Origin of the sequence: Bacillus luti, assembly GCF_009739945.1 — a bacterium.
GTDB lineage: Bacteria > Bacillota > Bacilli > Bacillales > Bacillaceae_G > Bacillus_A > Bacillus_A luti.
In genome coordinates this window covers 4,970,903-4,997,003 of sequence record NZ_CP040336.1, presented here as the reverse complement: position 1 = coordinate 4,997,003, position 26,101 = coordinate 4,970,903, and the positions used below count along the sequence as shown (strand labels likewise).

The following is a 26,101-nucleotide window of genomic DNA, read 5'->3' as shown; positions in this document are numbered from 1 at the left end:
CCAAATGGCAAGAGAGTTCTCTTTAGAAAACACTCGTAATATTGGTATCATGGCTCACATCGATGCTGGTAAAACAACAGCAACTGAGCGTATTCTGTATTACACAGGACGTATTCATAAAATCGGTGAAACTCACGAAGGTGCATCTCAGATGGACTGGATGGAGCAAGAGCAAGAGCGTGGTATCACAATTACTTCTGCTGCAACTACAGCACAATGGAAAGGTCACCGTGTAAACATCATTGACACTCCAGGTCACGTAGATTTCACAGTAGAAGTAGAACGTTCTTTACGCGTACTTGATGGCGCAGTAGCAGTACTTGATGCACAATCTGGTGTAGAACCACAAACAGAAACTGTTTGGCGTCAGGCTACTACTTACGGCGTACCTCGTATCGTATTCGTTAACAAAATGGATAAAATCGGTGCAGATTTCTTATACTCTGTAGGAACAATCCACGATCGTTTACAAGCAAACGCACACCCAATTCAGTTACCAATCGGTGCTGAAGATGAGTTCAATGGTATCATTGACCTTGTTGAAGAATGTGCTTACATGTACGGTAACGATTTAGGAACAGACATTCAACGTGTTGAAATTCCTGAAGAGCACAAAGAACTAGCTGAAGAATACCGTGGAAAGCTTATTGAAGCGGTAGCTGAGCTTGATGAAGAAATGATGATGAAGTACCTAGAAGGCGAAGAAATCACTGTAGAAGAGCTTAAAGCTGGTATCCGTAAGGCTACAACTTCTGTAGAATTCTTCCCAGTAATCTGTGGTTCTGCATTCAAAAACAAAGGTGTTCAAATTCTGTTAGACGCAGTTATCGACTACCTACCATCTCCATTAGATGTACCTGCTATCAAAGGTACTCTTCCGGATACAGATGAAGAAGTAGAACGTAAGTCTAGCGATGAAGAACCATTCGCAGCTTTAGCATTCAAAATCATGACTGACCCTTATGTTGGTAAGTTAACGTTCTTCCGTGTGTACTCTGGTGTGTTAAACTCTGGATCATACGTGAAAAACTCAACTAAAGGTAAGCGTGAGCGTGTAGGTCGTATCCTACAAATGCACGCTAACAGCCGTGAAGAGATTTCAACAGTTTACGCTGGTGATATCGCTGCTGCTGTAGGTTTAAAAGATACTACTACTGGTGATACTCTTTGTGACGAGAAGAGCCTTGTTATCCTTGAGTCTATGGAATTCCCAGAGCCAGTTATCTCTGTAGCTATCGAACCAAAATCAAAAGCTGACCAAGATAAAATGGGTACAGCTTTATCTAAGCTTTCTGAAGAAGATCCAACATTCCGTGCTCACACTGACCAAGAAACTGGCCAAACAATCATCGCTGGTATGGGTGAACTTCACCTTGATATCATCGTTGACCGTATGCGCCGTGAATTCAAAGTTGAAGCAAACGTTGGTGCTCCTCAGGTAGCATACCGTGAGACTTTCCGCGCTGCTGCGAAAGTTGAAGGTAAGTTTGCTCGTCAATCTGGTGGACGTGGACAATTCGGTCACGTTTGGATTGAGTTTGCACCTAACGAAGAAGGTAAAGGTTTCGAATTCGAAAACAAAATCGTCGGTGGTGTAGTTCCTCGTGAATACATCCCAGCTGTTGGAGCGGGTCTTGAAGACTCACTTAAAAATGGTGTACTAGCTGGTTACCCACTAGTTGACATTAAAGCAGCATTAGTTGACGGTTCTTACCATGATGTCGATTCATCTGAGATGGCGTTCAAAATCGCTGCATCTATGGCACTTAAAGCTGCGGTTTCTAAATGTAACCCAGTAATTCTTGAGCCAATGATGAAAGTTGAAGTTGTAATTCCTGAAGAGTACATGGGAGACATCATGGGTGACGTAACATCTCGTCGTGGACGTGTAGAAGGTATGGAAGCTCGCGGTAACGCACAAGTTGTTCGCGCTATGGTTCCACTTTCTGAAATGTTCGGTTATGCGACAGCATTACGTTCTAACACTCAAGGACGCGGAACATTCTCAATGACATTTGATCATTATGAAGAAGTACCAAAGTCTGTTTCAGAAGAAATTATTAAAAAAAATAAAGGTGAATAATTGATTTTTATCGATTGTTCAAGTATAACTACTTATGTAAGCTTAGAAAGTGGGGCGCAAGTTTCACTTTCTAGACTAAATATAAAATAACCTATATAAACTAAGGAGGAATTTAGAATGGCTAAAGCTAAATTCGAACGTTCTAAACCCCATGTTAACATCGGTACAATCGGCCACGTTGACCATGGTAAAACTACATTAACTGCTGCGATCACTACAGTTCTTGCAAAAGCTGGTGGTGCTGAAGCACGCGGATACGATCAAATCGATGCTGCTCCAGAAGAAAGAGAGCGCGGTATCACAATCTCAACTGCACACGTTGAGTACGAAACTGAAACTCGTCACTATGCACACGTTGACTGCCCAGGTCACGCTGACTATGTTAAAAACATGATCACTGGTGCTGCTCAAATGGACGGCGGTATCTTAGTAGTATCTGCTGCTGATGGCCCAATGCCTCAAACACGTGAGCACATCCTTCTTTCTCGTCAAGTAGGTGTTCCTTACATCGTTGTATTCTTAAACAAATGCGACATGGTAGACGACGAAGAATTATTAGAATTAGTAGAAATGGAAGTTCGCGACCTATTATCTGAATACGGATTCCCAGGCGACGACATTCCTGTAATCAAAGGTTCTGCTCTTAAAGCTCTTCAAGGAGAAGCTGATTGGGAAGCAAAAATCATTGAATTAATGGCTGAAGTTGATGCTTACATCCCAACTCCAGAACGTGAAACTGACAAACCATTCTTAATGCCTGTAGAGGATGTATTCTCTATCACAGGTCGTGGTACAGTTGCTACTGGTCGTGTTGAGCGCGGTATCGTTAAAGTTGGTGACGTAGTAGAAATCATCGGTCTTGCTGAAGAAAATGCTTCTACAACTGTAACTGGTGTAGAGATGTTCCGTAAACTTCTTGACCAAGCTCAAGCTGGAGACAACATCGGTGCTTTACTTCGTGGGGTTGCTCGTGAAGACATCCAACGTGGACAAGTACTTGCAAAAAGCGGTTCTGTAAAAGCTCACGCTAAATTCAAAGCTGAAGTTTTCGTATTATCTAAAGAAGAAGGTGGACGTCATACTCCATTCTTCGCTAACTACCGTCCTCAGTTCTACTTCCGTACAACTGACGTAACTGGTATCATCCAATTACCAGAAGGTACTGAAATGGTAATGCCTGGTGACAACATCGAAATGACTATCGAACTTATCGCTCCAATCGCTATCGAAGAGGGAACTAAATTCTCTATTCGTGAAGGTGGACGTACAGTAGGTTACGGTGTAGTTGCTACAATCGTTGCTGAGTAATCTTTAAATAGATTATTAAAAACTCAAGGGATTCTCCCTTGAGTTTTTTTATTGCTTATTAATATAGAAGAAAGAGGCGTGTTTTCTATTTTTGAATGAGTTTCTTCTATAGTATATAAAACGAAAAACAGCATCCAAAAACTGTAAGTTGAATAAGAACAGATGAAAACTTGAAATTCTTTAAAGTGCCATGTATAATAGCAAAAGTAGAGAAAAGCAGATGCAAACAAAAAGATGCTTGCATCTAGACGAATAACATTGTATAATAGACAATGTTGGTCTTTGACTGCGATGAAGTGGAAGGTTGCTGACACACCCGGCCGCTTTGCCATGGCATGGTGTGGGGAAATTTCCATGGAGAAGGTCTATTTTAGAAATAGGCGAACGAAGGAGGGAAAATAATGGCAAAAGAAAAAATTCGTATCCGTTTAAAAGCTTACGATCACCGTATTCTTGATCAGTCAGCTGAGAAAATTGTAGAAACAGCTAAGCGTTCTGGGGCAACAGTTTCTGGTCCGATCCCATTACCAACTGAGAAGACTGTTTACACAATTCTTCGTGCTGTTCATAAGTACAAAGATTCTCGTGAGCAATTCGAAATGCGCACGCACAAACGTCTAATCGACATCGTGAGTCCTACTCCACAAACAGTAGATTCATTAATGCGTTTAGACTTACCATCTGGTGTAGATATCGAAATCAAACTATAATTTATATAACTTAAAAATGTAGGAGGTGTAACTCATGACCAAAGGAATCTTAGGAAGAAAGATCGGTATGACTCAAGTATTTGCTGAGAACGGTGAGTTAATCCCAGTAACAGTTATCGCTGCTAATCCAAACGTTGTTCTTCAAAAGAAAACAACTGAAACTGATGGCTACAATGCAATCCAGTTAGGATTTGAAGATAAACGTGAAAAGTTAACTAACAAACCTGAACAAGGCCACACTGCCAAAGCATCTACAACTCCTAAGCGCTTCATTCGCGAAATCCGCGATGCAGACGTGGACGGATTAGAGGTTGGTCAAGAGGTAAAAGTTGACGTATTCGCTACAGGTGAAATCGTTGATGTAACAGGAATTTCTAAAGGTAAAGGTTTCCAAGGTGTTATCAAACGCCACGGACAATCTCGCGGACCTATGTCTCATGGTTCTCGCTATCACCGTCGTCCAGGTTCAATGGGCCCAGTTGCTCCGAACCGTGTATTCAAAGGCAAAAAACTTGCTGGACGTATGGGTGGAGACCAAGTTACTATCCAAAACTTAGAAATCGTTCAAGTTGACACTGAGCGCAACTTATTACTAGTAAAAGGTAACGTTCCAGGTGCTAAGAAATCTCTTGTAGTTGTTCAAGGCGCTGTGAAAGTTAGCAAATAATTCACAATAGGAAGGAGGAATTCCAATGCCAAAAGTTACTGTATATAACCAAACTGGTTCACAGGTTGGTGAAATCGAATTAGCTGAAGCTATTTTCGGTATCGAACCAAATGAAGCTGTACTTTTCGAAGCTGTAATGATGCAACGTGCATCTTTACGTCAAGGTACACACAAAGTAAAAACTCGCTCTGAAGTTCGCGGTGGTGGTCGTAAACCATGGCGTCAAAAAGGAACTGGACGTGCTCGTCAAGGGTCTATCCGCTCTCCTCAATGGCGTGGTGGTGGTACGGTATTCGGACCTACACCAAGAAGCTATGCGTACAAACTTCCTAAGAAAGTTCGTCGTTTAGCAATCAAATCTGCATTAGCTACTAAAGTAGTTGAGAACAACATTGTAGTTCTTGAAGACCTAGTGTTAAATGCACCAAAAACAAAAGACATGCTAGCAGTACTTAAAGGATTAACTGTTGAGAAGAAAGCTCTTATCGTAACTGCTGATGCAAACGAATCTGTAGAGTTATCTGCTCGCAATATCCCTGGAGTAACAGTAATCACTGCTGATGGCGTAAACGTTTTAGACGTGCTTCATCATGATAAGCTAATCATGACAAAAGCGGCAGTGGAAAAAGTAGAGGAGGTGCTTGCATAATGAGAGATCCTCGTGATATCATTAAGCGCCCAGTTATCACTGAACGTTCTATGGAAATGATGGCTGAAAAAAAATACACGTTCGATGTGGACGTTAAATCTAATAAAACAGAAGTTAAAGATGCTCTTGAAGCGATCTTTGGTGTTAAAGTAGAAAAAGTGAACATCATGAACTACAAGCCGAAAGCAAAACGCGTTGGTCGTCACGCTGGTTTTACTAGCCGTCGTCGTAAAGCAATCGTTAAGCTAACTGCTGACAGCAAAGAAATCGAAATCTTCCAAGGCGTTTAATTCTTACTAAAGAAGGAGGGAAATTGAGATGGGAATTAAAAAGTATAATCCAACTACTAACGGTCGTCGTAATATGACTACGAATGATTTCGCTGAAATCACGACTGACAGACCCGAAAAGTCATTACTTGCTCCTTTAAGCAAGAAGGCTGGTCGTAATAACCAAGGTAAAATTACTGTACGTCATCAAGGTGGCGGACATAAGCGTCAATACCGTATCATCGACTTTAAGCGTAACAAAGATGGAATTCCAGGACGCGTTGCTACGATCGAATACGATCCAAACCGCTCTGCGAATATCGCATTAATTAACTACGTTGACGGTGAAAAACGTTACATTCTTGCTCCTAAAACTTTAGAAGTAGGTATGGAAGTTATGTCTGGCCCAGAGGCTGACATCAAAGTCGGTAACGCATTACCATTAATCAACATTCCAGTAGGTACTGTTGTTCATAACATCGAGCTTAAGCCTGGTCGTGGCGGACAATTAGTTCGTTCTGCTGGTACATCTGCTCAAGTACTTGGTAAAGAAGGTAAATACGTACTTGTACGTTTAACTTCTGGTGAAGTACGTCTTGTATTATCTGCTTGTCGCGCTTCAATCGGTCAAGTAGGTAACGAACAACACGAACTTATCAAAATCGGTAAAGCAGGTCGCTCTCGCTGGTTAGGTAAACGCCCAACAGTTCGTGGTTCTGTAATGAACCCGGTTGATCACCCACACGGTGGTGGTGAAGGACGTTCTCCAATCGGACGTAAGTCTCCAATGTCTCCATGGGGTAAACCAACTCTTGGATTCAAGACTCGTAAGAAAAACAAAGCGTCTGACAAATTTATCGTTCGTCGTCGTAAAAAATAATGGGATTGTAGTACGGTTCATTTCTAGAACCGTACGCCAATCACGAAGGGAGGCACCAAAATGGCTCGTAGCTTAAAAAAAGGACCATTTGTCGATGATCACTTAATGAGCAAAATGGAAAAATTAGTTGCATCTGAGCAAAAACAAGTTGTTAAAACTTGGTCTCGCCGTTCAACAATCTTCCCTCAGTTCATCGGACACACAATCGCTGTATATGATGGTCGTAAACACGTACCTGTGTACATCACTGAGGATATGGTTGGCCATAAGTTAGGTGAATTCGCACCAACTCGTACGTATAAAGGTCACCTTGCTGACGATAAGAAAACTAGAAGATAATGAGAGGAGGCACTTCAATGCAAGCTAAAGCAGTAGCGAGAACAGTTCGTATTGCTCCTCGTAAAGTTCGTTTAGTAGTAGACTTAATCCGAGGTAAGCAAGTGGGTGAAGCGATTGCTATCCTTAACCACACACCAAAAACTGCTTCTCCAGTTGTAGAAAAAGTTTTAAAATCTGCAATCGCAAATGCAGAGCACAATTATGAGATGGATATTAACAACCTAGTTGTTGAAAAAGTTTTCGTTGACGAAGGTCCAACGTTAAAACGTTTCCGTCCACGTGCAATGGGTCGTGCAAGCCAAATTAACAAGCGCACAAGCCACATCACAGTTGTGGTATCAGAAAAGAAGGAGGGATAATCGATGGGTCAAAAGGTTAATCCAATTGGTCTTCGTGTCGGCGTTATTCGTGATTGGGAATCTCGTTGGTTCGCTGAGAAAGATTACGCTACATTATTACATGAAGACATCAAAATCCGTGAGTACATTAATGTACGCTTAAAAGATTCTGCTGTTGCTAAAGTAGAAATCGAACGTGCAGCAAATCGTGTAAATGTTACAATTCACACTGCAAAACCTGGTATGGTAATTGGTAAAGGTGGTACTGAAGTTGAAGCACTTCGTAAAGCTCTTAACCAATTAACAGGCAAGCGTGTACACATCAACATTTTAGAAGTTAAGAGAGCTGATCTTAACGCTAAATTAGTAGGCGAAAACATCGCTCGTCAATTAGAAAACCGTGTATCATTCCGTCGTGCACAAAAGCAAGTTATTCAACGTGCTATGCGTGCAGGTGCTAAAGGTATTAAAACACAGGTTTCTGGTCGTCTTGGCGGAGCTGATATCGCTCGTGCAGAATCTTACAGTGAAGGAACTGTTCCACTTCATACACTTCGCGCTGATATTGACTATGCAGCAGTTGAAGCTGATACAACATACGGTAAATTAGGCGTAAAAGTATGGATCTACCGTGGAGAAGTCCTTCCTACAAAAAAGAAAGCTTCTGAGGAAGGAGGAAAATAATATGTTAATGCCAAAACGCGTAAAATATCGTAGAGAGCATCGTGGTAAAATGCGTGGTCGTGCAAAAGGTGGAACTGAAATTGCTTTCGGTGAATTCGGTTTACAAGCACAAGCTGCTTCATGGATTACAAACCGTCAAATCGAAGCTGCTCGTCGTGCAATGACTCGTTACATGAAACGTGGCGGTAAAGTATGGATTAAAATTTTCCCTTCTAAACCTTACACTGCAAAACCTCTAGAAGTACGTATGGGTTCCGGTAAAGGGGCACCAGAAGGCTGGGTAGCAGTAGTAAAACCTGGGAAAATTATGTTCGAAATCGCGGGTGTATCTGAAGAGGTAGCACGCGAAGCATTACGTCTTGCAGCTCACAAGTTACCTGTGAAATGTAAATTCGTAAAACGTGAAGAAAATGGTGGTGAATCTAATGAAAACTAATGATATTCGTGAATTAACCACTGCCGAAATCGAAACAAAAGTTAAAGCTTTAAAGGAAGAGTTGTTTAATCTTCGCTTCCAACTTGCTACAGGACAATTAGAGAATCCAACTCGCATTCGTGAAGTGCGTAAAGCAATTGCTCGTATGAAAACTGTAGTTCGTGAAAGAGAGATCGGAATTAATCGATAAATTGAGGGGAGGTTTGCATAGTGAGCGAACGTAACCAACGCAAAGTTTATACTGGTCGTGTAGTGTCTGACAAAATGGACAAAACGATTACAGTTTTAGTTGAAACTTACAAAACTCATTCCTTGTACGGAAAACGTGTTAAGTATTCTAAGAAGTACAAAGCCCATGATGAGCAAAACCAAGCGAAACTTGGCGATATCGTTAAAATCATGGAAACTCGCCCGCTTTCTGCTACTAAGCGTTTCCGTTTAGTTGAAATCGTTGAAGAAGCGGTTATTATCTAAATAGACGAATCGGAATTTTTAGTCCGAAGGGAGGTTTCATAACATGATCCAACAAGAATCTCGTTTGAAAGTTGCTGACAACTCTGGTGCACGTGAACTTTTAACAATTAAAGTATTAGGCGGCTCTGGTCGTAAATATGCTAACATTGGTGATATTATCGTTGCTACGGTAAAACAAGCAACACCAGGTGGCGTTGTTAAAAAAGGTGACGTTGTTAAAGCAGTAGTAGTACGTACGAAGAGCGGAGCTCGTCGTCCGGACGGTTCTTACATCAAATTTGATGAAAACGCAGCGGTTATCATTAAAGACGATAAGAGCCCACGTGGTACTCGTATCTTCGGACCAGTAGCTCGTGAATTACGTGATAGCAACTTCATGAAGATCGTTTCTTTAGCTCCAGAAGTTCTATAATTTAAGGTATTGCCTTGCTAAGGAGGTGCAGAATTAAGATGCATGTAAAAAAAGGTGATAAAGTACAGGTAATCACTGGTAAAGACAAAGGAAAACAAGGCGTTATCCTTGTGGCTTTCCCAAAGCAAAACCGTGTTATCGTTGAGGGTGTCAATATCGTTAAGAAGCACTCTAAGCCATCTCAATTAAATCCACAAGGTGGAATTATTACTAAAGAAGCACCTATTCACGTTTCTAACGTTATGATTTTAGATCCGAAAACAGGTGAACCTACTCGTGTAGGCTTCAAAGTAGAAGATGGTAAAAAAGTTCGTATTGCAAAAAAATCTGGTGAATTATTAGATAAATAATTTTCTTAAGAAAGGAGGTCACTTCATTGAATCGCCTTAAAGAGAAGTTCCAAAAGGAAATTACTCCTGCTCTAGTGAGCAAGTTTAACTATAAATCTGTGATGGAAGTACCGAAAATCGAAAAGATCGTAATCAACACTGGTGTTGGTGACGCGGTATCTAACTCAAAAGCTTTAGACAATGCAGTAGAAGAATTAACACAAATCGCAGGTCAAAAACCTGTTGTAACTCGTGCTAAAAAATCAATCGCTGGTTTCCGTCTTCGTGAAGGTATGCCAATCGGTGCGAAAGTAACTTTACGCGGCGAGCAAATGTATGAGTTCTTCGACAAATTAGTGTCAGTTTCTTTACCACGTGTACGTGATTTCCGTGGTGTTTCTAAGAAATCATTCGATGGTCGTGGAAACTACACATTAGGTGTTAAAGAGCAACTTATTTTCCCTGAGATCGACTATGATAAAGTAAGCAAAGTCCGCGGTATGGACATCGTAATCGTTACTACAGCGAAAACTGATGAAGAAGCTCGTGAACTTTTAACACAATTCGGTATGCCATTCCAAAAATAATGGAAGCCAACGCTAAGTAGAGGAGGCGAAAACGTGGCTAAAAAATCTATGATAGCGAAACAAAAGCGTACTCCTAAGTTTAAAGTACAAGAGTATACACGTTGCGAACGCTGCGGTCGTCCGCATTCTGTATACCGCAAATTTAAACTTTGCCGTATTTGTTTCCGTGAACTTGCATATAAAGGTCAAATTCCTGGTGTTAAAAAAGCTAGTTGGTAAAACCCACAAATGGGAAGGAGGTAAAACACATGGTGATGACAGATCCAATTGCAGACATGCTTACTCGCATCCGTAATGCGAACATGGTACGTCATGAGAAATTAGAGGTTCCTGCTTCTAAAATCAAAAAAGAGATCGCTGAACTTTTAAAACGTGAAGGTTTCATTCGTGATGTAGAATACATCGAGGATAACAAACAAGGTATCCTTCGTATTTTCCTGAAATATGGTGCAAACAATGAACGTGTAATCACTGGATTAAAACGTATCAGTAAACCTGGCTTACGCGTTTACGCTAAAGCTGATGAAGTACCACGTGTACTTAACGGATTAGGTATCGCTCTTGTTTCTACATCTAAGGGAGTAATGACGGACAAAGACGCTCGTCAATTACAAACTGGTGGAGAAGTAGTAGCATACGTTTGGTAATATATATTTAAAACGAACGGAGGTGTGACCACATGTCTCGTATTGGTAAAAAGATTCTTGAAATCCCTGCAGGTGTTACAATTACAGTTGCAGAAGACAATACTGTAACAGTAAAAGGCCCTAAAGGTGAATTAACTCGTACTTTCAATGCTGATATGCTTATCAAAATTGAAGAGAATACATTAACAGTTGAGCGTCCATCTGAACAGAAGGAACACCGTGCATTACACGGTACAACTCGTGCTTTAATCGGAAACATGGTTGAAGGTGTAACTGCAGGTTTCGCACGCGGACTTGAATTAGTCGGTGTTGGTTACCGTGCCCAAAAACAAGGTGATAAACTTGTATTAAGCGTAGGTTATTCTCATCCAGTAGAAATGACTCCGGAAGCAGGTCTTGAAGTTGAAGTACCTGTACCAACAAAGATCGTAATCAAAGGTATCGACAAGCAACGTGTTGGCGAATTCGCTGCTAACATCCGCGCTGTACGTGCTCCTGAGCCTTATAAAGGTAAAGGTATTCGTTACGAAGGCGAAGTTGTTCGTCGTAAAGAAGGTAAAACTGCTAAGTAAACCCGTTAGGTGAGAGAAAGGAGTGACAAGAAAATGATCACTAAAGCTGATAAAAATGCGACTCGTAAGAAAAGACATGCACGTGTACGTGCTAAACTTACTGGTACTGCAGAGCGTCCACGTTTAAACGTGTTCCGTTCTAACCAACATATTTACGCTCAAGTTATTGATGATGTGAATGGTGTAACGTTAGTAAGTGCATCTACTCTTGATAAAGACCTTGCTCTTAACGGTACTAGCAATACTGAAGCTGCTACGAAAGTTGGAGAATCAGTTGCTAAGCGTGCTGTAGAGAAAGGCGTTAAAGAAGTAGTATTTGATCGCGGTGGTTACTTATACCATGGCCGTGTTAAAGCTCTAGCTGAAGCTGCTCGTGAGGCTGGATTACAATTTTAATGGTCAAAGGAGGGAAAATTGATGCATCGCATTGACCCAAGTAAATTAGAACTTGAAGAACGTGTAGTTACGATAAATCGTGTCGCGAAAGTTGTTAAGGGTGGTCGTCGTTTCCGCTTTGCTGCACTAGTTGTAGTTGGCGATAAAAACGGTCATGTTGGATTCGGTACTGGTAAAGCACAAGAGGTACCAGACGCAATCCGCAAAGCTATCGAAGACGCTAAGAAAAACTTAATCGCTGTACCATTAGTTGGTACAACAATTCCACACACAATCAACGGTCACTTTGGAGCTGGTGAAGTATTCTTAAAACCTGCTGCTGAGGGTACTGGTGTTATTGCTGGTGGACCTGTTCGTGCGGTACTTGAATTAGCTGGTGTACAAGATATTCTTTCGAAATCTCTTGGTTCTAACACACCAATCAACATGATTCGCGCTACTGTGAACGGATTAAGCGAACTTAAGCGCGCTGAAGATGTTGCAAAATTACGCGGTAAATCTGTAGAAGAGCTACTAGGTTAAGGAGGGAAAACAAATGGCGAAAAAGTTAGAAATTACCCTCACTCGTAGTGTAATTGGTCGTCCACAAGATCAACGTGCGACGGTAGAAGCTTTAGGTCTTAAAAAGTTGAATTCAACTGTAGTTAAGGAAGAAACTCCTGCTATTCTTGGTATGATCAACAAAGTTTCTCACCTTATAACTGTAAAAGAAGCTTAAGGATAACTCATTAATATAAGGAGGTGCCTGGGAATGAAACTTCATGAATTAAAACCTGCAGAAGGTTCTCGTAAAGTACGTAACCGTGTCGGTCGTGGTATCGGTTCTGGTAACGGTAAAACTGCTGGTAAAGGTCATAAAGGACAAAACGCACGTTCTGGTGGCGGTGTTCGTCTTGGCTTCGAAGGTGGTCAAACTCCATTATTCCGTCGTTTACCAAAACGCGGCTTCACAAACATTAACCGTAAAGAGTTTACTATTGTAAACTTATCAACGTTAAATCGTTTTGAAGATGGTACAGAAGTAACACCTGAATTATTGCTGGAAACTGGCGTTATCAGCAAGTTAAACGACGGTGTTAAAATTCTTGCAAGCGGAGCAGTAGAGAAAAAACTAACTGTTAAAGCGCACAAGTTCTCTTCAAGTGCTAAAGAAGCAATTGAAGCAGCTGGCGGATCAGTTGAGGTGATCTAATGTTTCGTACAATCTCCAACTTTATGCGCGTTGCTGAGATAAGACGTAAAATATTATTCACTTTAGCGATGTTAATCGTATTCAGGATTGGCACGTTTATCCCCGTGCCATTTACAAATGGAGACGTACTGAAGGCACAAGATCAATTAAATGCTTTAGGTATTCTAAATACATTTGGCGGTGGAGCCTTGAAAAACTTCTCCATCTTTGCGATGGGAATCATGCCGTATATTACAGCATCCATCATCGTGCAATTATTGCAGATGGATGTTGTTCCTAAATTTTCGGAATGGTCGAAGCAAGGTGAAATGGGCCGTCGTAAACTAACGCAATTCACGCGTTATTTTACAATTGTTCTTGCGTTTATTCAGGGGTTTGGTATGTCAATCGGTTTTAACGGTATGGTAGGTGGGCAATTAATTTTGAATCCTGGTTGGAGCACTTATTTATACATTGCTACGGTACTGACTGCTGGTACTGCATTTTTAATGTGGTTAGGTGAACAGATTACAGCTAAAGGTGTAGGTAATGGTATTTCCATCCTTATCTTTGGTGGTATTGCCGCAGCGATCCCAAGTGTTATATCTCAAGTGTATCAGCAACAGTTTCAAAATATCGGAGATCAATTGTTCATGAGTATCGTTAAAGTTGCATTGATTTTACTAGCTGTGCTAGCAGTTATTGTGGGTGTTATTTTCATCCAACAGGCTGTTAGAAAGATCCCAATTCAATATGCGAAGCGTGTAACAGGAGGAAATGGTGGTTATGCTGGAGCACAAAACACACATTTACCGCTTAAGGTAAATAGTGCTGGTGTTATTCCAGTAATTTTTGCTGTTTCATTCTTAATTACGCCTCCGACTATTGCACAGTTCTTCCCGGATCATGATGTATCGCAGTGGATTATTGCAAACTTTAACTATTCTCACCCAGTGGGAATGATCATATATGTTGCGCTCATTGTAGCCTTCACATATTTCTATGCATTTGTTCAGGTTAATCCAGAGCAAATGTCAGAGAATCTAAACAAGCAAGGTGGATATGTTCCAGGTATTCGTCCGGGTAAGAATACAGAACAATATCTAACAAAAATCTTGTATCGTTTGACCTTTGTAGGATCAATTTTCCTAGCAGCGATTGCAATCTTACCAGTTATCTTTACGAAACTGGGAAATCTTCCTCCGTCTGCACAGATTGGTGGAACGAGTATGTTAATCGTTGTCGGCGTTGCTTTAGAAACAATGAAGCAGCTAGAAAGCCAACTGGTAAAACGCCATTACAAAGGGTTTATCAAGCAGTGAGTAAGTGGGAAGAATCGTCTTCCCTACATGCTCATGTACTCTGAGGGGGAACAAGGATGAACTTAATTTTAATGGGGCTTCCTGGTGCTGGTAAAGGTACACAAGCCGAACAGATTGTTGCCAAGTATAACATCCCTCACATTTCAACAGGAGATATGTTCCGTGCAGCTATGAAGGCTGAAACTGAAATGGGTCTACAAGCAAAATCTTTTATTGATAAAGGTGCACTTGTTCCAGATGAAGTTACAATCGGAATCGTTCGTGAACGTTTAAGTCAAGAAGACTGCGTAAGAGGTTTCTTACTAGACGGTTTCCCACGAACTGTTGCACAGGCATCAGCTCTTGAAGAAATTATGAAAGATCTTGGCAAAAAAATCGACTATGTTTTAAACATTAATGTGGATTCAGGGTTGTTATTAAAACGCCTTACAGGCCGTCGCATTTGTAAAGAGTGCGGTGCGACTTACCACTTAGAATTCAATCCACCAGCAAAAGCTGATGTGTGCGATAAATGTGGTGGCGAATTATATCAACGCTCTGATGACAATGAAGAAACTGTAGCAAATCGTTTAGATGTAAATATTAAGCAAACAAAACCTTTGCTTGATTTCTACGAGGAGCTTGGTTACCTACAAAGCATTAATGGTGAGCAAGATATCAATAAAGTATTTGCTGATATCGATGTTCTCATCGGAGGCTTAGCGTAATGATAATCTGCAAAACTCCTCGCGAGATAGAAATCATGCGAGAAGCTGGCAGGATCGTTGCTTTAACTCATCAAGAGTTGAAACAACACATTACTCCAGGAATTACAACGAAAGAGCTCGATCAAATAGCGGAAAAGACGATTCAAAAATATGGTGCTACGCCATCTTTTAAAGGATACAACGGATTTCCGGGGAGCATATGTGCTTCTGTAAATGAAGAGCTTGTACACGGAATTCCAGGGAAGCGCAAGCTCAAAGAGGGCGATATCATCAGTATCGATATTGGTGCGAAATACAATGGGTACCATGGAGATTCTGCATGGACGTATCCAGTTGGAAACATTTCTGAATCTGTTCAAAAGCTACTTGATGTCACAGAAAAATCGTTGTATCTTGGTCTAGAACAAGTAAAACCAGGCGAGAGATTATCAAATATCTCACATGCGGTTCAAACCCATGCTGAAGAGAATGGATTCTCGATCGTTAGGGAGTATGTTGGTCACGGAATCGGGCAAGACTTACATGAGGACCCTCAAATCCCGCACTATGGTCCACCAAATAGAGGCCCTAGATTAAAGCCGGGAATGGTCATCTGTGTTGAGCCGATGGTGAATCAAGGAAGACGATATGTAAAAACACTATCTGATGACTGGACAGTGGTAACGGTAGATGGTAAATGGTGTGCCCATTTTGAGCACACGATTGCTCTTACAGAAGCAGGATACGAAATCCTTACCACTTTATAAGTAGCTGGCTCTCCGGGATTTCAGAGCAGTGTAAAATGTTACTGATTTGATGAAGGGAGAACTATTGAATGGCTAAAGATGATGTAATTGAAGTCGAAGGTACCGTTCTTGAAACGTTGCCAAATGCTATGTTCAAAGTAGAATTAGAGAATGGGCATGTCGTATTGGCTCACGTTTCTGGTAAAATCCGTATGAACTTCATTCGTATTTTACCAGGAGACAAAGTTACGGTAGAATTATCTCCGTACGATTTAAATCGTGGTCGTATTACGTACCGTTTTAAATAATATAGCACTCCGTAATCTTTAAGGAGGTTCGAGACATGAAAGTAAGACCGTCAGTTAAACCAATCTGCGAAAAATGTAAAGTTATTCGTAGACGTGGAAAAGTAATGGTTATTTGTGAAAACCCTAAACATAAACAAAAACAAGGTTAATCAGAAGGAGGTGCATTCGTAATGGCACGTATCGCAGGTGTAGATATTCCTCGAGACAAACGCGTTGTTATTTCTTTAACTTACGTATTCGGCATTGGTCGCACAACTGCTGAAAAAATTCTAACTGAAGCTGGTATTTCTTCAGAAACACGAGTTCGTGATTTAACGGAAGACGAATTAGGACGTATCCGTGATATCATCGATCGTATTAAAGTTGAGGGAGACCTTCGTCGTGAAGTATCTCTTAACATTAAACGTCTAATGGAGATCGGTTCTTACCGTGGTCTTCGTCACCGTCGTGGCTTACCAGTTCGTGGTCAAAATTCTAAAAACAATGCTCGTACACGTAAAGGTCCACGTCGTACAGTAGCAAATAAAAAGAAATAATAAGTAAAGGAGGTTGAACTAACAATGGCACGTAAAACAAACACTCGTAAAAAACGTGTGAAAAAGAATATTGAAGCTGGTATAGCTCATATTCGTTCTACTTTCAACAACACAATCGTAACACTTACAGATACTCACGGTAACGCACTTTCTTGGTCTAGTGCTGGTGCACTTGGTTTCCGTGGATCTCGTAAATCTACTCCATTCGCTGCGCAAATGGCTGCTGAAACTGCTGCTAAAGCTGCAATGGAACACGGTTTAAAAACTTTAGAGGTTACTGTTAAAGGTCCTGGTGCTGGTCGTGAAGCTGCAATTCGTGCTCTTCAAGCTGCAGGTCTAGAAGTAACAGCAATTAGAGATGTTACTCCAGTTCCTCATAATGGATGTCGTCCACCAAAACGTCGTCGTGTGTAATTTTTCTGTATAGAATTTTCCCTTTTGTCTATAATGGATATGATGCATTATCGAGAAATTTCGTACAGAAACATCGCTTGTTGTGCACAATCGGGAACTGCCTAAGGGGGACTTTCGGTTAGACAGGGGTTTATGCCTTTGTTTAACCGGGGTTTCGACGTTTTGAAGGAGGGTTTAGTTAATGATTGAAATCGAAAAGCCGAAAATCGAAACGGTTGAACTTAACGAAGATGCTAAATATGGTAAATTCGTAATTGAACCGCTTGAGCGTGGATATGGTACTACTTTGGGTAACTCCTTACGTCGTATTCTTTTATCCTCACTCCCTGGTGCCGCTGTTACTGCTATCCAAATCGATGGCGTATTACATGAATTTTCAACAGTTGAGGGCGTAGTAGAAGACGTTACGACGATCATCTTAAACTTGAAAAAGTTAGCTCTTAAAATCTACTCTGAAGAAGAGAAGACGTTGGAAATTGATGTGCAGGGCGAAGGTATTGTCACAGCTGCTGATATTACTCACGATAGTGATGTAGAAATCTTAAATCCAGATTTACACATTGCAACGTTAGCAAAAGATGCGCATTTCCGCGTGCGTTTAACTGCAAAGCGTGGCCGTGGGTATACGCCAGCTGATGCAAATAAAAGCGAAGATCAACCAATAGGAGTAATTCCTATTGATTCTATTTATACTCCAGTATCACGTGTGACTTACCAAGTGGAAAAGACACGTGTCGGACAAGTGGCTAATTATGATAAGCTTACGCTTGATGTATGGACGGATGGAAGCATCGGGCCAAAAGAAGCTATCTCTTTAGGTGCCAAAATCTTAACTGAGCATTTAAATATCTTTGTTGGTTTAACTGATGAAGCACAAAATGCTGAGATTATGGTCGAGAAGGAAGAAGATCAAAAAGAGAAAGTTCTTGAGATGACTATCGAAGAACTAGACCTTTCTGTTCGTTCTTATAATTGCCTAAAACGTGCAGGAATTAATACTGTACAAGAGCTTGCGAACAAAACAGAAGAAGATATGATGAAAGTTCGTAACTTAGGACGTAAATCCTTAGAAGAAGTTAAACATAAACTTGAGGAATTAGGTTTAGGTTTACGTAAAGACGACTGAGGATTTAAACCCATCAACAAAGGAGGGAACTACGAATGGCATACAGAAAATTAGGCCGTACAAGTGCGCAACGTAAAGCTATGTTACGTGACTTAGCTACTGATTTAATTATCAACGAGCGCATCCAAACGACAGAAACTCGTGCAAAAGAACTTCGTTCTGTAGTGGAAAAAATGATCACTTTAGGTAAACGCGGAGATCTTCATGCTCGTCGTCAAGCAGCAGCTTTCATTCGCAATGAAGTAGCTAACGCTGAGACTGGTCAAGATGCACTTCAAAAATTATTCGCTGATGTAGCTCCACGCTATGCTGAGCGCCAAGGCGGATACACTCGTATTGCAAAAATTGGTCCACGTCGCGGAGACGCAGCACCAATGGTAATTATCGAGTTAGTATAATGATAATTAAAAGGGCAGGACAGTTCTTTTCAAGAAACTGGTCATGGCCCTTTTTTTTAAATATAAAAATAGGCTAACTTGGCAAAAGAAAGGGTGCCTTGTATTGAAAAAAGAGAAACTTCGGACAGAAAATATATCATTTCAATATCCTGGGGCAGCCACTTATGCATTAAAAGATGTTTCATTTTCCTTATATGAAGGAGAATGGGTATCTGTTATTGGACAAAACGGTTCAGGTAAGTCTACACTTGCAAAATTATTGAATGGTTTGTTTTTACCAGAAGCAGGGACTATTACTGTAAATGATACAATAGTTTTATCAGAGGAAACGGTATGGGATGTTCGAAAACAAATTGGGATGGTATTTCAAAATCCGGATAATCAATTTGTTGGAACGACAGTACAAGATGATATTGTATTTGGCTTAGAGAATATCGGAATGCCAAGGGAGCAGATGATAGAAAGATTAGAACAGGCTCTGCAACTTGTCCGTATGGAAGATTTTCTTAATGATGAACCCCATTCGTTATCTGGTGGACAAAAACAGCGAGTCGCAATAGCAGGCGTTTTAGCGCTTCAGCCATCTATTTTAATACTAGACGAAGCAACGTCAATGCTAGACCCTCAAGGAAGACGTGAAGTAGTAGAAACGGTTAGACAGCTTGTTAATCAAAAAGGTATCACTGTGTTATCAATTACGCATGATTTAGAAGAGGCGGCACAGTCAGACCGGGTTATTATTTTAAACAAGGGAGAAATATTAGAGGAAGGGACTCCAGAGCAAATCTTCAAATCCTCTCATATGCTCCAAGAAATTGGATTAGATGTACCTTTTTCAGTAAAAATAGCAGAATTATTAAAAAGAAATGAAATTCTCTTGCAAAATACGCACCTTACAATGGAAAGCTTGGTGAACGAACTTTGGAGATTACATTCCAAAAAGTAGAACATCGTTATCAATATAAAACTCCATTTGAAAGACTCGCACTTTATGATGTAGACGTGTCGTTTCCAAGTGGGGGCTATTATGCCATTATCGGTCATACTGGTTCAGGTAAGTCGACGATGATTCAACATTTAAATGGTTTATTGCAGCCGACAAATGGTACAGTTCAAATTGGTGAACATCTCATTTCGGCAGGAAAGAAAGAAAAGAAGCTAAAGCCACTACGTAAAAAAGTAGGGGTTGTCTTTCAATTCCCAGAACATCAGTTGTTTGAAGAGACTGTGGAGAAAGATATTTGTTTCGGCCCTACAAACTTTGGGGTTTCTGTAGAAGAAGCGAAGCAAAAGGCCAGAGAGGCAATTGAACTTGTAGGATTAGATACAGAACTATTAACACGTTCTCCGTTCGAGTTAAGTGGTGGGCAAATGAGGCGTGTTGCGATAGCGGGCGTACTGGCTATGGAACCCGAAGTGCTTGTATTAGATGAACCTACAGCAGGGCTAGATCCTAAAGGGCAGAATGAACTTATGGAGATGTTTTATAAGCTACATAAGGAGAAAGGTCTTACAGTTATCCTTGTAACGCATAATATGGAGGATGCTGCTAAGTATGCAGAGCATGTTGTAGTCATGCATAAAGGAACGGTCTTTTTGCAAGGAAGTGCAGAGGAAGTATTTTCACATGCTGATGAATTAGAAAAAATTGGCGTTGATCTTCCTATGTCTTTAAAGTATAAACGTGCAATTGAAGAGAAGTTTGGCATTTCAATTCCAAAGGCTACCTTATCTTTAGAGGATCTTACTCATGAAGTTGTGCAGGTGTTACGAAAAGGTGGTCATGAATCATGCAGCAGTTGATTATTGGGAGATATATCCCAGGGAATTCACTTATTCATCAACTTGATCCACGTACGAAGCTGCTGATTGTCTTTTTATATGTATTTGTTGTTTTCTTGGCAAATAATGCGATTTCATATGGATTTTTATTTTTATATGCACTCATTGCTTTATTTTTTGCAAAAGTGCCGATTCGTTATGTACTTTCGGGCTTAAAACCAATTTTATGGATTTTTCTTTTTACATTTTTCCTGCATATTTTTACAAATAAAGAAGGGGATGTACTATTCCAACTTGGTTGGTTTTCTATACATGAAAAAGGATTAGAGCAAGGGATATACATTTCTATACGATTCTTCGTTATTATTCTAATGACGACATTATTAACGTTAACGACGACACCTATTGAGATTACAGATGGGCTGGAGACGTTATTAAAGCCATTGAAGCGTATAAAAGTTCCTGTTCATGAAATCGCATTAATGATGTCAATTTCTCTTCGTTTTATCCCGACACTAATGGATGAAACGAGTAAAATAATGAAGGCACAAGCGTCACGTGGTATTGATTTCGCAGGGGGCCCGATAAAGGATAGGATGAAAGCTATCATTTCATTACTCGTTCCTCTATTTATCAGTGCTTTTAAGCGTGCAGAGGACTTAGCAATTGCTATGGAAGCTCGTGGATATCAAAGTGGCGAAGGACGTACTAAATTTAGGCAACTGCGCTGGAAAACAAGCGATACAGTAACGATTATAAGCTTACTTTGTTTAGCTTGTATTTTGGCATGGGTGCGATCGTAATGGAGAATAGAGAAATGGATAGAATAAAATGTACGGTTGCATATGATGGCATGCATTTTTGTGGTTATCAAATTCAGCCGCAGCATCGTACTGTTCAACAAGAGATAGAGAAAGCATTGCAGAAATTGCATAAAGGAGAACTTGTTCGTGTTCAGGCATCGGGCAGAACGGATTCTACTGTTCATGCTAAAGGACAAGTGATACATTTTGATACACCGTTGTCTCTTGAAGAGTGGCAATGGAGCAATGCATTAAACACAATGTTACCAGATGATATTGTTATCAGACAGGTAGAGAAAAAAACAGAAGAATTTCACGCACGTTACGGTGTTGAGAGAAAAGAATATCGTTATCGTGTATTATTATCAAAGACTGCGGATGTATTCCGTAGAAATTACGTATATCAATATCCATATCCACTCGAAATCAACTCGATAAGAAAAGCGATCCCGTATTTTATTGGGACGCATGATTTCACTTCTTTTTGTTCGGCAAAAACTGACAAAAAGGATAAAGTGAGAACAATTTATGAAATTGAGCTAATTGAGCAAGATGATGAATTAATTTTTCGTTTTGTAGGTAATGGATTTTTATATAATATGGTCAGAATTATTGTTGGTACGTTACTGAGCGTAGGGCAAGGAAAGCTTGATCCTGATAGCATTCCAGAGATTCTCGCGAAACAAAATCGTCAGTTTGCTGGAAAGATGGCTCCAGGTCATGGGCTTTACTTATGGCAGGTAAACTATAACAACTAATCCTGGTGTAACATTTGCTTGACATTAGAAACTCAAAAGTATATCATAACATATGGTATTGTTTCTAAAACCACGATTAGCCCCGGAAGGAAATCGTGTTTAAGATAAACAATAGATTTTTTCTATGGAAAAGATAACGAGGAGGGAAACACATGCGTACGACTTTTATGGCAAAAGCTAACGAAGTTGAGCGTAAATGGTATGTGGTTGATGCTGAAGGTCAAACTTTAGGTCGCCTATCTACGGAAGTAGCATCTATTTTACGCGGTAAAAACAAACCTACATTTACACCACACGTTGACACGGGTGATCATGTAATTATTATTAACGCTGAGAAAATTCATTTAACAGGTAATAAATTAAACGATAAAATTTACTACCGTCACACTAACCACCCAGGTGGACTTAAGCAAAGAACAGCTCTAGAAATGCGTACAAACTACCCTGTACAAATGTTAGAGCTTGCAATTAAAGGCATGCTTCCAAAAGGACGCTTAGGCCGTCAAGTTTCTAAGAAACTAAACGTGTATGCTGGAGCAGAGCATCCACACCAAGCACAAAAACCAGAAGTTTACGAACTTCGCGGATAATCAATTAAAGGAGGGCTTACTTTGGCACAGGTTCAATACTATGGCACTGGACGTCGTAAGAGTTCAGTAGCGCGCGTACGCCTAGTTCCAGGCGAAGGACGCGTTATCATTAACGGTCGTGATTTTGAAAACTATATCCCATTTGCTGCATTACGTGAAGTAGTGAAACAACCTCTAGTTGCAACAGAAACTTTAGGTAACTACGATGTACTTGTAAACGTAAATGGTGGTGGATACACTGGTCAAGCTGGTGCTATTCGTCACGGTATTTCTCGCGCTTTATTAAAAGCTGATCCAGAATACCGTCTAACACTAAAACGTGCAGGTCTATTAACTCGTGACGCACGTATGAAAGAGCGTAAAAAATACGGTCTTAAAGGCGCACGTCGTGCACCTCAGTTCTCAAAACGTTAATTTTTGCGAACTACAAACCCCAACCATTTTGGTTGGGGTTTTTTTATGTTTCATTCCTCTTTTATAATTTTTGTTGCTTGGAATATTTTAGTGCTATCCGCTCGCGTATGCTTCTTCTCTAGAAGTTTAGACTAATACGTAGTAGGGAGGTTTATAAGTACTATGAATGTCATTGTCAGCTTACAAGAAAAACAAAAAGAAAAGCAGTTGAAATATGAACGAAAGATGCTGCGGGAATTATCATTAAAAACATTACGTTCAAATATTAGAGATGCCTTTCAGATGCAGGAGCTTCATCGTCAGTATGAAGATTACTGCATTGAATTAGGGATAGAATCGTATTTATTAGGAGCAAGATATAGTAAATTTGGTTATTATGGTGAATCGTTCTTTGACGTGAAATATAGAGCTTTAGAAGAAGAGCAACAATTAACAGAAACACTATTTCAATTTTTAACGAGCATGACTATGCGAGAAATTAAGTTACAAGATGAGGAATTACTTTTTGAATCTTGCCAGCAGTTTATCGGCTTATGGTGGCAGGAAGGATATGAAAAAGGTGAAAGAAGATATCGATTAAAGCTTCATTAAGACAAGCATAAACTTTCCTCTTGTCCCATATAAGTAATTAGAGGGACTAGCTGGAGGAGGAAAGGTATGAAGAGAATTCGAATTATCTCTTTTGCACTCGCTGCGGTTGTTTTGTTTTTTTTAGTTAGACAAGAGTTTCAAATTACAAAATCGTGGCGAGCTTGGAATTTACCCTTATCAGGGAAAGTAATTGTACTAGATGCTGGGCATGGTGGGCCAGACGGAGGAGCTGTTGGTGGAAAGGATATTATAGAAAAAGATATTACACTTGAGATTACAAAGAAAGTACAAGATTATTTACAAGAACAAGGTGCGTTAGTTATTTTAACGCGTGAGGGAGACTATGATTTAGCTCACAAAGATACAAAGTCCTATAGTAGACGTAAAGCAGAGGATTTAAAAAAGCGTGTAGAGATCATTAATAAACCTGATGTAGACTTTTTTGCAAGTATCCATTTAAATGCTTTAACAAGTAGTGGATCGAAAGGCGCACAAACGTTCTACTACCGTTCGTTACTTGAAAATGAGCGTGCTGCGAAATTTATACAAGCTGAATTGAGAACGAGTTTAGAAAATACGAATCGTTCCGCTAAAACGATTTCTCATGTGTACTTATTAAAGCATGCGAAAACACCAGGTGCTTTAATTGAAGCAGGCTTTTTATCGGATGTGAACGAAAGGTATATGTTGAATTCGGAGAAATACCAACAGAAGGTAGCTGCGGCTATATATCGTGGTATATTACGTTATTTCACGGAAAAAGGAAATCCTCCAGAATAAGGAGGATTTTTTTGAGTTTCTCTCGTTAACGAAGTTTTCCGAAAATATGTTATACTGGAAATGTAAACGCATTTATTTCAGGAATGAAAAGAGATATATTTAATTAACATTATGTTATTTTGCATACAGGGGGCTGGGCTAATTATGGTAACAAAAGAGCAAGTAGTGGAAGCGTTAGAAGGGATTGTAGATCCGTTTTTACATAAAACGTTAAAAGAAACAGGGGCAATTAAAGAGGTAACAGTCAAACCTGATAAGGAACATGTAAGTGTTAAAATTGCAATCGTAAAAACTGGTACAGCAGAACAAATGCAATTGCAATCTGGAATTGTAAAGTTAGTAAAAGAACTAGGAGCAGCAACAGTTGGGCTTCGCTTTGCGGAATTCACAGAAGGGGAATTAGCTCAGTTTGCACCAGAACAAGAAGAAGAGCAAACGGAATCTTTATTGTCACCAAACTCAAAAACGACATTTTTAGCAGTGGCGAGTGGAAAAGGTGGAGTGGGAAAATCAACGGTTTCTGTTAACCTTGCAATTGCTTTAGCTCGTCTAGGAAAAAAGGTTGGTATTATTGATGCGGATATTTACGGTTTTAGCGTACCGGATATGATGGGGATAGAAAAACGTCCTATCGTAAGAGGCGATAAAATCATTCCAGTAGAGCGTCTAGGTGTAAAGGTAATCTCAATGGGATTCTTTGTAGAAGATAATGCACCGGTTATTTGGAGAGGGCCAATGCTTGGGAAGATGTTAAATCACTTCTTCACAGAAGTAGAATGGGGCGATTTAGATTATTTAGTATTAGATTTACCTCCAGGTACAGGTGATGTTGCGCTAGACCTACATTCGATGTTACCGGCTTGTAAAGAAATTATTGTAACGACGCCTCATCCAACAGCTGCATTCGTAGCAGCACGTGCTGGAGCAATGGCTTTACGTACAGAACATAGTATTCTTGGTGTTGTTGAAAATATGGCTTATTTTGAAAGTAAAGTAACTGGAGAGAAAGAGTATGTATTTGGAAGAGGTGGAGGAGATAAATTAGCTACAGAACTCCAAACGGATGTACTTGGCCGAATTCCACTCCAACAACCTGATTGGAATAAAGAAGACTTTGCACCGTCAGTATATGAAGATACACATACAACGGGTCTTATTTATCGTACGATAGCTGAGACAGTGATTGACAAAACAGCTGTCGCGCAAAAGTAAAGTAATAATGAGTGGATGATACATATATCGTCCACTCATTATTATAGTTATTATTTTTACTGCTGTTCCTTATTCCCATCTTGGGAACCACCTTCACCGCCTGCTTCTTTTTTATCAGACCCGCCTTTTTCAGCTTTTTGCACACCTTTACTAATGATGTCAATCATCTTGGCCTGGAAGAGAGGGCTTTCAGCGGTTTCTGTTAGTACTTGTTGTAAATATTGACGGTATTCTTTACTTTTCATTGTTTGCAGCATCATTTTTTCTACTTCAGGGTTCTTCATAATTTCTATAACACCTGATTGGTATTCAGGATCTTTTAGGAGAGTTTTCATTAAGTTTGTCTGTTCTTTCCCCATACTTTTAGCAAATTTCGATGAGAACTCAGGGTCTTTAAAGAGCTTTTCCCAGAATTGTTGCCCTTTGTCGGATACCATTGCATCTTCAATCGTTTTCTTTACTACTGTTTCATCTAGTATGAGTGCTTGTTTCATTTTTTCATCTGTTAATACATCTTGAATGGCTTTCTTTCCTTGGTCGGTTTTTAAAATATCAATAATCATTTTCTTCGTTTGATCATAATCTAGTTCGGATTTAGCTTCTTTTTCTTGTGCACATGCTACAAGTGCGATAAATAGAAAAGAAGAAATCAAAACGAGTAGCATCCGTTTCATAAATTCGAAC

General features: G+C 40.1%; 42 protein-coding genes. 41 read left to right on the top strand and 1 reads right to left on the bottom strand.

Features of this window, described 5'->3' with window-relative positions:
* Positions 1–4: 4 nt before the first annotated feature.
* From fusA to EUC40_RS25060, 41 genes are all read left to right on the top strand, one after another.
* Positions 5–2,083 carry an elongation factor G gene (fusA, locus tag EUC40_RS25260; protein ID WP_071711513.1) on the top strand — a complete coding sequence of 693 codons (2,079 nt, stop codon included), beginning with the start codon at positions 5–7 and terminating at the stop codon, positions 2,081–2,083.
* 117 nt (positions 2,084–2,200) lie between these two features.
* Positions 2,201–3,391 (top strand): elongation factor Tu, encoded by a 1,191-nt coding sequence (tuf, locus tag EUC40_RS25255; protein ID WP_001029613.1) that lies wholly within the window; start codon positions 2,201–2,203, stop codon positions 3,389–3,391.
* 401 nt (positions 3,392–3,792) lie between these two features.
* Positions 3,793–4,101: a 30S ribosomal protein S10 gene (gene rpsJ, locus EUC40_RS25250; protein ID WP_001040596.1), complete on the top strand. Its 309-nt coding sequence runs from the start codon at positions 3,793–3,795 to the stop codon at positions 4,099–4,101.
* A 34-nt stretch (positions 4,102–4,135) separates the two neighbouring features.
* Complete coding sequence (rplC, locus tag EUC40_RS25245) at positions 4,136–4,768, top strand: 50S ribosomal protein L3 (RefSeq protein ID WP_000160207.1); 633 nt, start codon at positions 4,136–4,138, stop codon at positions 4,766–4,768.
* 25 nt (positions 4,769–4,793) lie between these two features.
* Positions 4,794–5,417 (top strand): 50S ribosomal protein L4, encoded by a 624-nt coding sequence (gene rplD / locus EUC40_RS25240; RefSeq protein WP_001127258.1) that lies wholly within the window; start codon positions 4,794–4,796, stop codon positions 5,415–5,417.
* Positions 5,417–5,707, top strand: a complete 291-nt coding sequence (gene rplW, locus EUC40_RS25235; RefSeq protein WP_001205558.1) for a 50S ribosomal protein L23 — start codon at positions 5,417–5,419, stop codon at positions 5,705–5,707. The genes rplD and rplW overlap by 1 nt, the downstream gene beginning before the upstream one ends.
* 28 nt (positions 5,708–5,735) lie before the next feature.
* Complete coding sequence (rplB, locus tag EUC40_RS25230; RefSeq protein ID WP_000511585.1) at positions 5,736–6,566, top strand: 50S ribosomal protein L2; 831 nt, start codon at positions 5,736–5,738, stop codon at positions 6,564–6,566.
* Between the two features lie 60 nt (positions 6,567–6,626).
* On the top strand, positions 6,627–6,905 hold the full coding sequence (gene rpsS / locus EUC40_RS25225; RefSeq protein WP_000124454.1) for a 30S ribosomal protein S19: 279 nt from the start codon (positions 6,627–6,629) through the stop codon (positions 6,903–6,905).
* Positions 6,906–6,922: 17 nt separating this feature from the next.
* Positions 6,923–7,264 (top strand): 50S ribosomal protein L22, encoded by a 342-nt coding sequence (gene rplV / locus EUC40_RS25220; protein ID WP_001148024.1) that lies wholly within the window; start codon positions 6,923–6,925, stop codon positions 7,262–7,264.
* A 3-nt stretch (positions 7,265–7,267) separates the two neighbouring features.
* Positions 7,268–7,927: a 30S ribosomal protein S3 gene (rpsC, locus tag EUC40_RS25215; protein WP_000529956.1), complete on the top strand. Its 660-nt coding sequence runs from the start codon at positions 7,268–7,270 to the stop codon at positions 7,925–7,927.
* A gap of 1 nt (position 7,928) precedes the next feature.
* Positions 7,929–8,363, top strand: coding sequence for a 50S ribosomal protein L16 (gene rplP, locus EUC40_RS25210; protein WP_000928969.1), 435 nt, complete (start codon positions 7,929–7,931; stop codon positions 8,361–8,363).
* On the top strand, positions 8,353–8,553 hold the full coding sequence (gene rpmC, locus EUC40_RS25205) for a 50S ribosomal protein L29 (RefSeq protein WP_000855718.1): 201 nt from the start codon (positions 8,353–8,355) through the stop codon (positions 8,551–8,553). Before rplP ends, rpmC begins: the two co-directional genes overlap by 11 nt.
* A gap of 20 nt (positions 8,554–8,573) precedes the next feature.
* Positions 8,574–8,837: a 30S ribosomal protein S17 gene (gene rpsQ, locus EUC40_RS25200; protein ID WP_000004106.1), complete on the top strand. Its 264-nt coding sequence runs from the start codon at positions 8,574–8,576 to the stop codon at positions 8,835–8,837.
* Between the two features lie 43 nt (positions 8,838–8,880).
* On the top strand, positions 8,881–9,249 hold the full coding sequence (gene rplN / locus EUC40_RS25195) for a 50S ribosomal protein L14 (protein WP_000615912.1): 369 nt from the start codon (positions 8,881–8,883) through the stop codon (positions 9,247–9,249).
* Positions 9,250–9,287: 38 nt separating this feature from the next.
* Entirely contained in the window at positions 9,288–9,599 is a 312-nt protein-coding gene (gene rplX, locus EUC40_RS25190; protein WP_000558200.1) for a 50S ribosomal protein L24, read from the top strand.
* Positions 9,600–9,625: 26 nt separating this feature from the next.
* Positions 9,626–10,165: a 50S ribosomal protein L5 gene (gene rplE / locus EUC40_RS25185; protein WP_001080829.1), complete on the top strand. Its 540-nt coding sequence runs from the start codon at positions 9,626–9,628 to the stop codon at positions 10,163–10,165.
* Positions 10,166–10,198: 33 nt separating this feature from the next.
* Positions 10,199–10,384, top strand: coding sequence for a 30S ribosomal protein S14 (rpsN, locus tag EUC40_RS25180; protein ID WP_001085700.1), 186 nt, complete (start codon positions 10,199–10,201; stop codon positions 10,382–10,384).
* A gap of 29 nt (positions 10,385–10,413) precedes the next feature.
* A complete protein-coding gene (gene rpsH / locus EUC40_RS25175; protein ID WP_000245511.1) occupies positions 10,414–10,812 on the top strand; it encodes a 30S ribosomal protein S8 in 399 nt (132 codons plus the stop codon).
* 32 nt (positions 10,813–10,844) lie between these two features.
* On the top strand, positions 10,845–11,384 hold the full coding sequence (gene rplF / locus EUC40_RS25170; protein ID WP_000086557.1) for a 50S ribosomal protein L6: 540 nt from the start codon (positions 10,845–10,847) through the stop codon (positions 11,382–11,384).
* 33 nt (positions 11,385–11,417) lie between these two features.
* Complete coding sequence (gene rplR / locus EUC40_RS25165; RefSeq protein WP_000628818.1) at positions 11,418–11,780, top strand: 50S ribosomal protein L18; 363 nt, start codon at positions 11,418–11,420, stop codon at positions 11,778–11,780.
* A gap of 21 nt (positions 11,781–11,801) precedes the next feature.
* Positions 11,802–12,302 (top strand): 30S ribosomal protein S5, encoded by a 501-nt coding sequence (gene rpsE, locus EUC40_RS25160; protein ID WP_000554646.1) that lies wholly within the window; start codon positions 11,802–11,804, stop codon positions 12,300–12,302.
* 13 nt (positions 12,303–12,315) lie between these two features.
* Positions 12,316–12,498, top strand: a complete 183-nt coding sequence (gene rpmD / locus EUC40_RS25155; RefSeq protein WP_001085231.1) for a 50S ribosomal protein L30 — start codon at positions 12,316–12,318, stop codon at positions 12,496–12,498.
* Positions 12,499–12,531: 33 nt separating this feature from the next.
* On the top strand, positions 12,532–12,972 hold the full coding sequence (gene rplO / locus EUC40_RS25150; protein ID WP_000766083.1) for a 50S ribosomal protein L15: 441 nt from the start codon (positions 12,532–12,534) through the stop codon (positions 12,970–12,972).
* Complete coding sequence (secY, locus tag EUC40_RS25145) at positions 12,972–14,273, top strand: preprotein translocase subunit SecY (protein WP_000490116.1); 1,302 nt, start codon at positions 12,972–12,974, stop codon at positions 14,271–14,273. Before rplO ends, secY begins: the two co-directional genes overlap by 1 nt.
* 56 nt (positions 14,274–14,329) lie before the next feature.
* Complete coding sequence (locus EUC40_RS25140; protein WP_001048996.1) at positions 14,330–14,980, top strand: adenylate kinase; 651 nt, start codon at positions 14,330–14,332, stop codon at positions 14,978–14,980.
* Positions 14,980–15,726, top strand: a complete 747-nt coding sequence (gene map, locus EUC40_RS25135; protein ID WP_000582539.1) for a type I methionyl aminopeptidase — start codon at positions 14,980–14,982, stop codon at positions 15,724–15,726. Before EUC40_RS25140 ends, map begins: the two co-directional genes overlap by 1 nt.
* Positions 15,727–15,794: 68 nt before the next feature.
* Complete coding sequence (gene infA / locus EUC40_RS25130; RefSeq protein WP_001029884.1) at positions 15,795–16,013, top strand: translation initiation factor IF-1; 219 nt, start codon at positions 15,795–15,797, stop codon at positions 16,011–16,013.
* A 35-nt stretch (positions 16,014–16,048) separates the two neighbouring features.
* Positions 16,049–16,162 (top strand): 50S ribosomal protein L36, encoded by a 114-nt coding sequence (rpmJ, locus tag EUC40_RS25125; RefSeq protein WP_000868344.1) that lies wholly within the window; start codon positions 16,049–16,051, stop codon positions 16,160–16,162.
* A 21-nt stretch (positions 16,163–16,183) separates the two neighbouring features.
* Positions 16,184–16,549 (top strand): 30S ribosomal protein S13, encoded by a 366-nt coding sequence (gene rpsM / locus EUC40_RS25120; protein WP_000090790.1) that lies wholly within the window; start codon positions 16,184–16,186, stop codon positions 16,547–16,549.
* 24 nt (positions 16,550–16,573) lie between these two features.
* Positions 16,574–16,963, top strand: coding sequence for a 30S ribosomal protein S11 (gene rpsK / locus EUC40_RS25115; protein ID WP_000101798.1), 390 nt, complete (start codon positions 16,574–16,576; stop codon positions 16,961–16,963).
* Positions 16,964–17,144: 181 nt separating this feature from the next.
* Positions 17,145–18,089 (top strand): DNA-directed RNA polymerase subunit alpha, encoded by a 945-nt coding sequence (locus tag EUC40_RS25110; protein ID WP_000569643.1) that lies wholly within the window; start codon positions 17,145–17,147, stop codon positions 18,087–18,089.
* Positions 18,090–18,124: 35 nt separating this feature from the next.
* Complete coding sequence (gene rplQ, locus EUC40_RS25105; RefSeq protein ID WP_000331490.1) at positions 18,125–18,487, top strand: 50S ribosomal protein L17; 363 nt, start codon at positions 18,125–18,127, stop codon at positions 18,485–18,487.
* A 103-nt stretch (positions 18,488–18,590) separates the two neighbouring features.
* The gene (locus tag EUC40_RS25100) at positions 18,591–19,433 is read left to right on the top strand and encodes an energy-coupling factor ABC transporter ATP-binding protein (RefSeq protein WP_000711779.1); all 843 of its coding nucleotides are present in this window, start codon (positions 18,591–18,593) and stop codon (positions 19,431–19,433) included.
* Positions 19,409–20,290, top strand: coding sequence for an energy-coupling factor ABC transporter ATP-binding protein (locus tag EUC40_RS25095; RefSeq protein ID WP_156576853.1), 882 nt, complete (start codon positions 19,409–19,411; stop codon positions 20,288–20,290). The genes EUC40_RS25100 and EUC40_RS25095 overlap by 25 nt, the downstream gene beginning before the upstream one ends.
* Entirely contained in the window at positions 20,278–21,072 is a 795-nt protein-coding gene (locus EUC40_RS25090; protein WP_001186522.1) for an energy-coupling factor transporter transmembrane component T family protein, read from the top strand. Before EUC40_RS25095 ends, EUC40_RS25090 begins: the two co-directional genes overlap by 13 nt.
* A 14-nt stretch (positions 21,073–21,086) precedes the next feature.
* Positions 21,087–21,830: a tRNA pseudouridine(38-40) synthase TruA gene (gene truA / locus EUC40_RS25085; protein WP_060633077.1), complete on the top strand. Its 744-nt coding sequence runs from the start codon at positions 21,087–21,089 to the stop codon at positions 21,828–21,830.
* A 152-nt stretch (positions 21,831–21,982) separates the two neighbouring features.
* Positions 21,983–22,420: a 50S ribosomal protein L13 gene (rplM, locus tag EUC40_RS25080; protein ID WP_001260795.1), complete on the top strand. Its 438-nt coding sequence runs from the start codon at positions 21,983–21,985 to the stop codon at positions 22,418–22,420.
* Between the two features lie 21 nt (positions 22,421–22,441).
* Positions 22,442–22,834, top strand: coding sequence for a 30S ribosomal protein S9 (gene rpsI, locus EUC40_RS25075; RefSeq protein ID WP_000079986.1), 393 nt, complete (start codon positions 22,442–22,444; stop codon positions 22,832–22,834).
* A 162-nt stretch (positions 22,835–22,996) separates the two neighbouring features.
* Positions 22,997–23,425 carry a YbaK family protein gene (locus EUC40_RS25070; RefSeq protein ID WP_001101006.1) on the top strand — a complete coding sequence of 143 codons (429 nt, stop codon included), beginning with the start codon at positions 22,997–22,999 and terminating at the stop codon, positions 23,423–23,425.
* A 66-nt stretch (positions 23,426–23,491) separates the two neighbouring features.
* Positions 23,492–24,205 (top strand): N-acetylmuramoyl-L-alanine amidase CwlD, encoded by a 714-nt coding sequence (gene cwlD / locus EUC40_RS25065; protein WP_156576852.1) that lies wholly within the window; start codon positions 23,492–23,494, stop codon positions 24,203–24,205.
* Positions 24,206–24,349: 144 nt separating this feature from the next.
* Positions 24,350–25,417, top strand: coding sequence for an Mrp/NBP35 family ATP-binding protein (locus tag EUC40_RS25060; RefSeq protein ID WP_156576851.1), 1,068 nt, complete (start codon positions 24,350–24,352; stop codon positions 25,415–25,417).
* A gap of 56 nt (positions 25,418–25,473) precedes the next feature.
* Here the strand turns inward: EUC40_RS25060 and gerD are convergent, their stop codons facing one another.
* On the bottom strand, positions 25,474–26,091 hold the full coding sequence (gene gerD / locus EUC40_RS25055; protein WP_071711509.1) for a spore germination protein GerD: 618 nt from the start codon (positions 26,089–26,091) through the stop codon (positions 25,474–25,476).
* Positions 26,092–26,101: the final 10 nt, after the last annotated feature.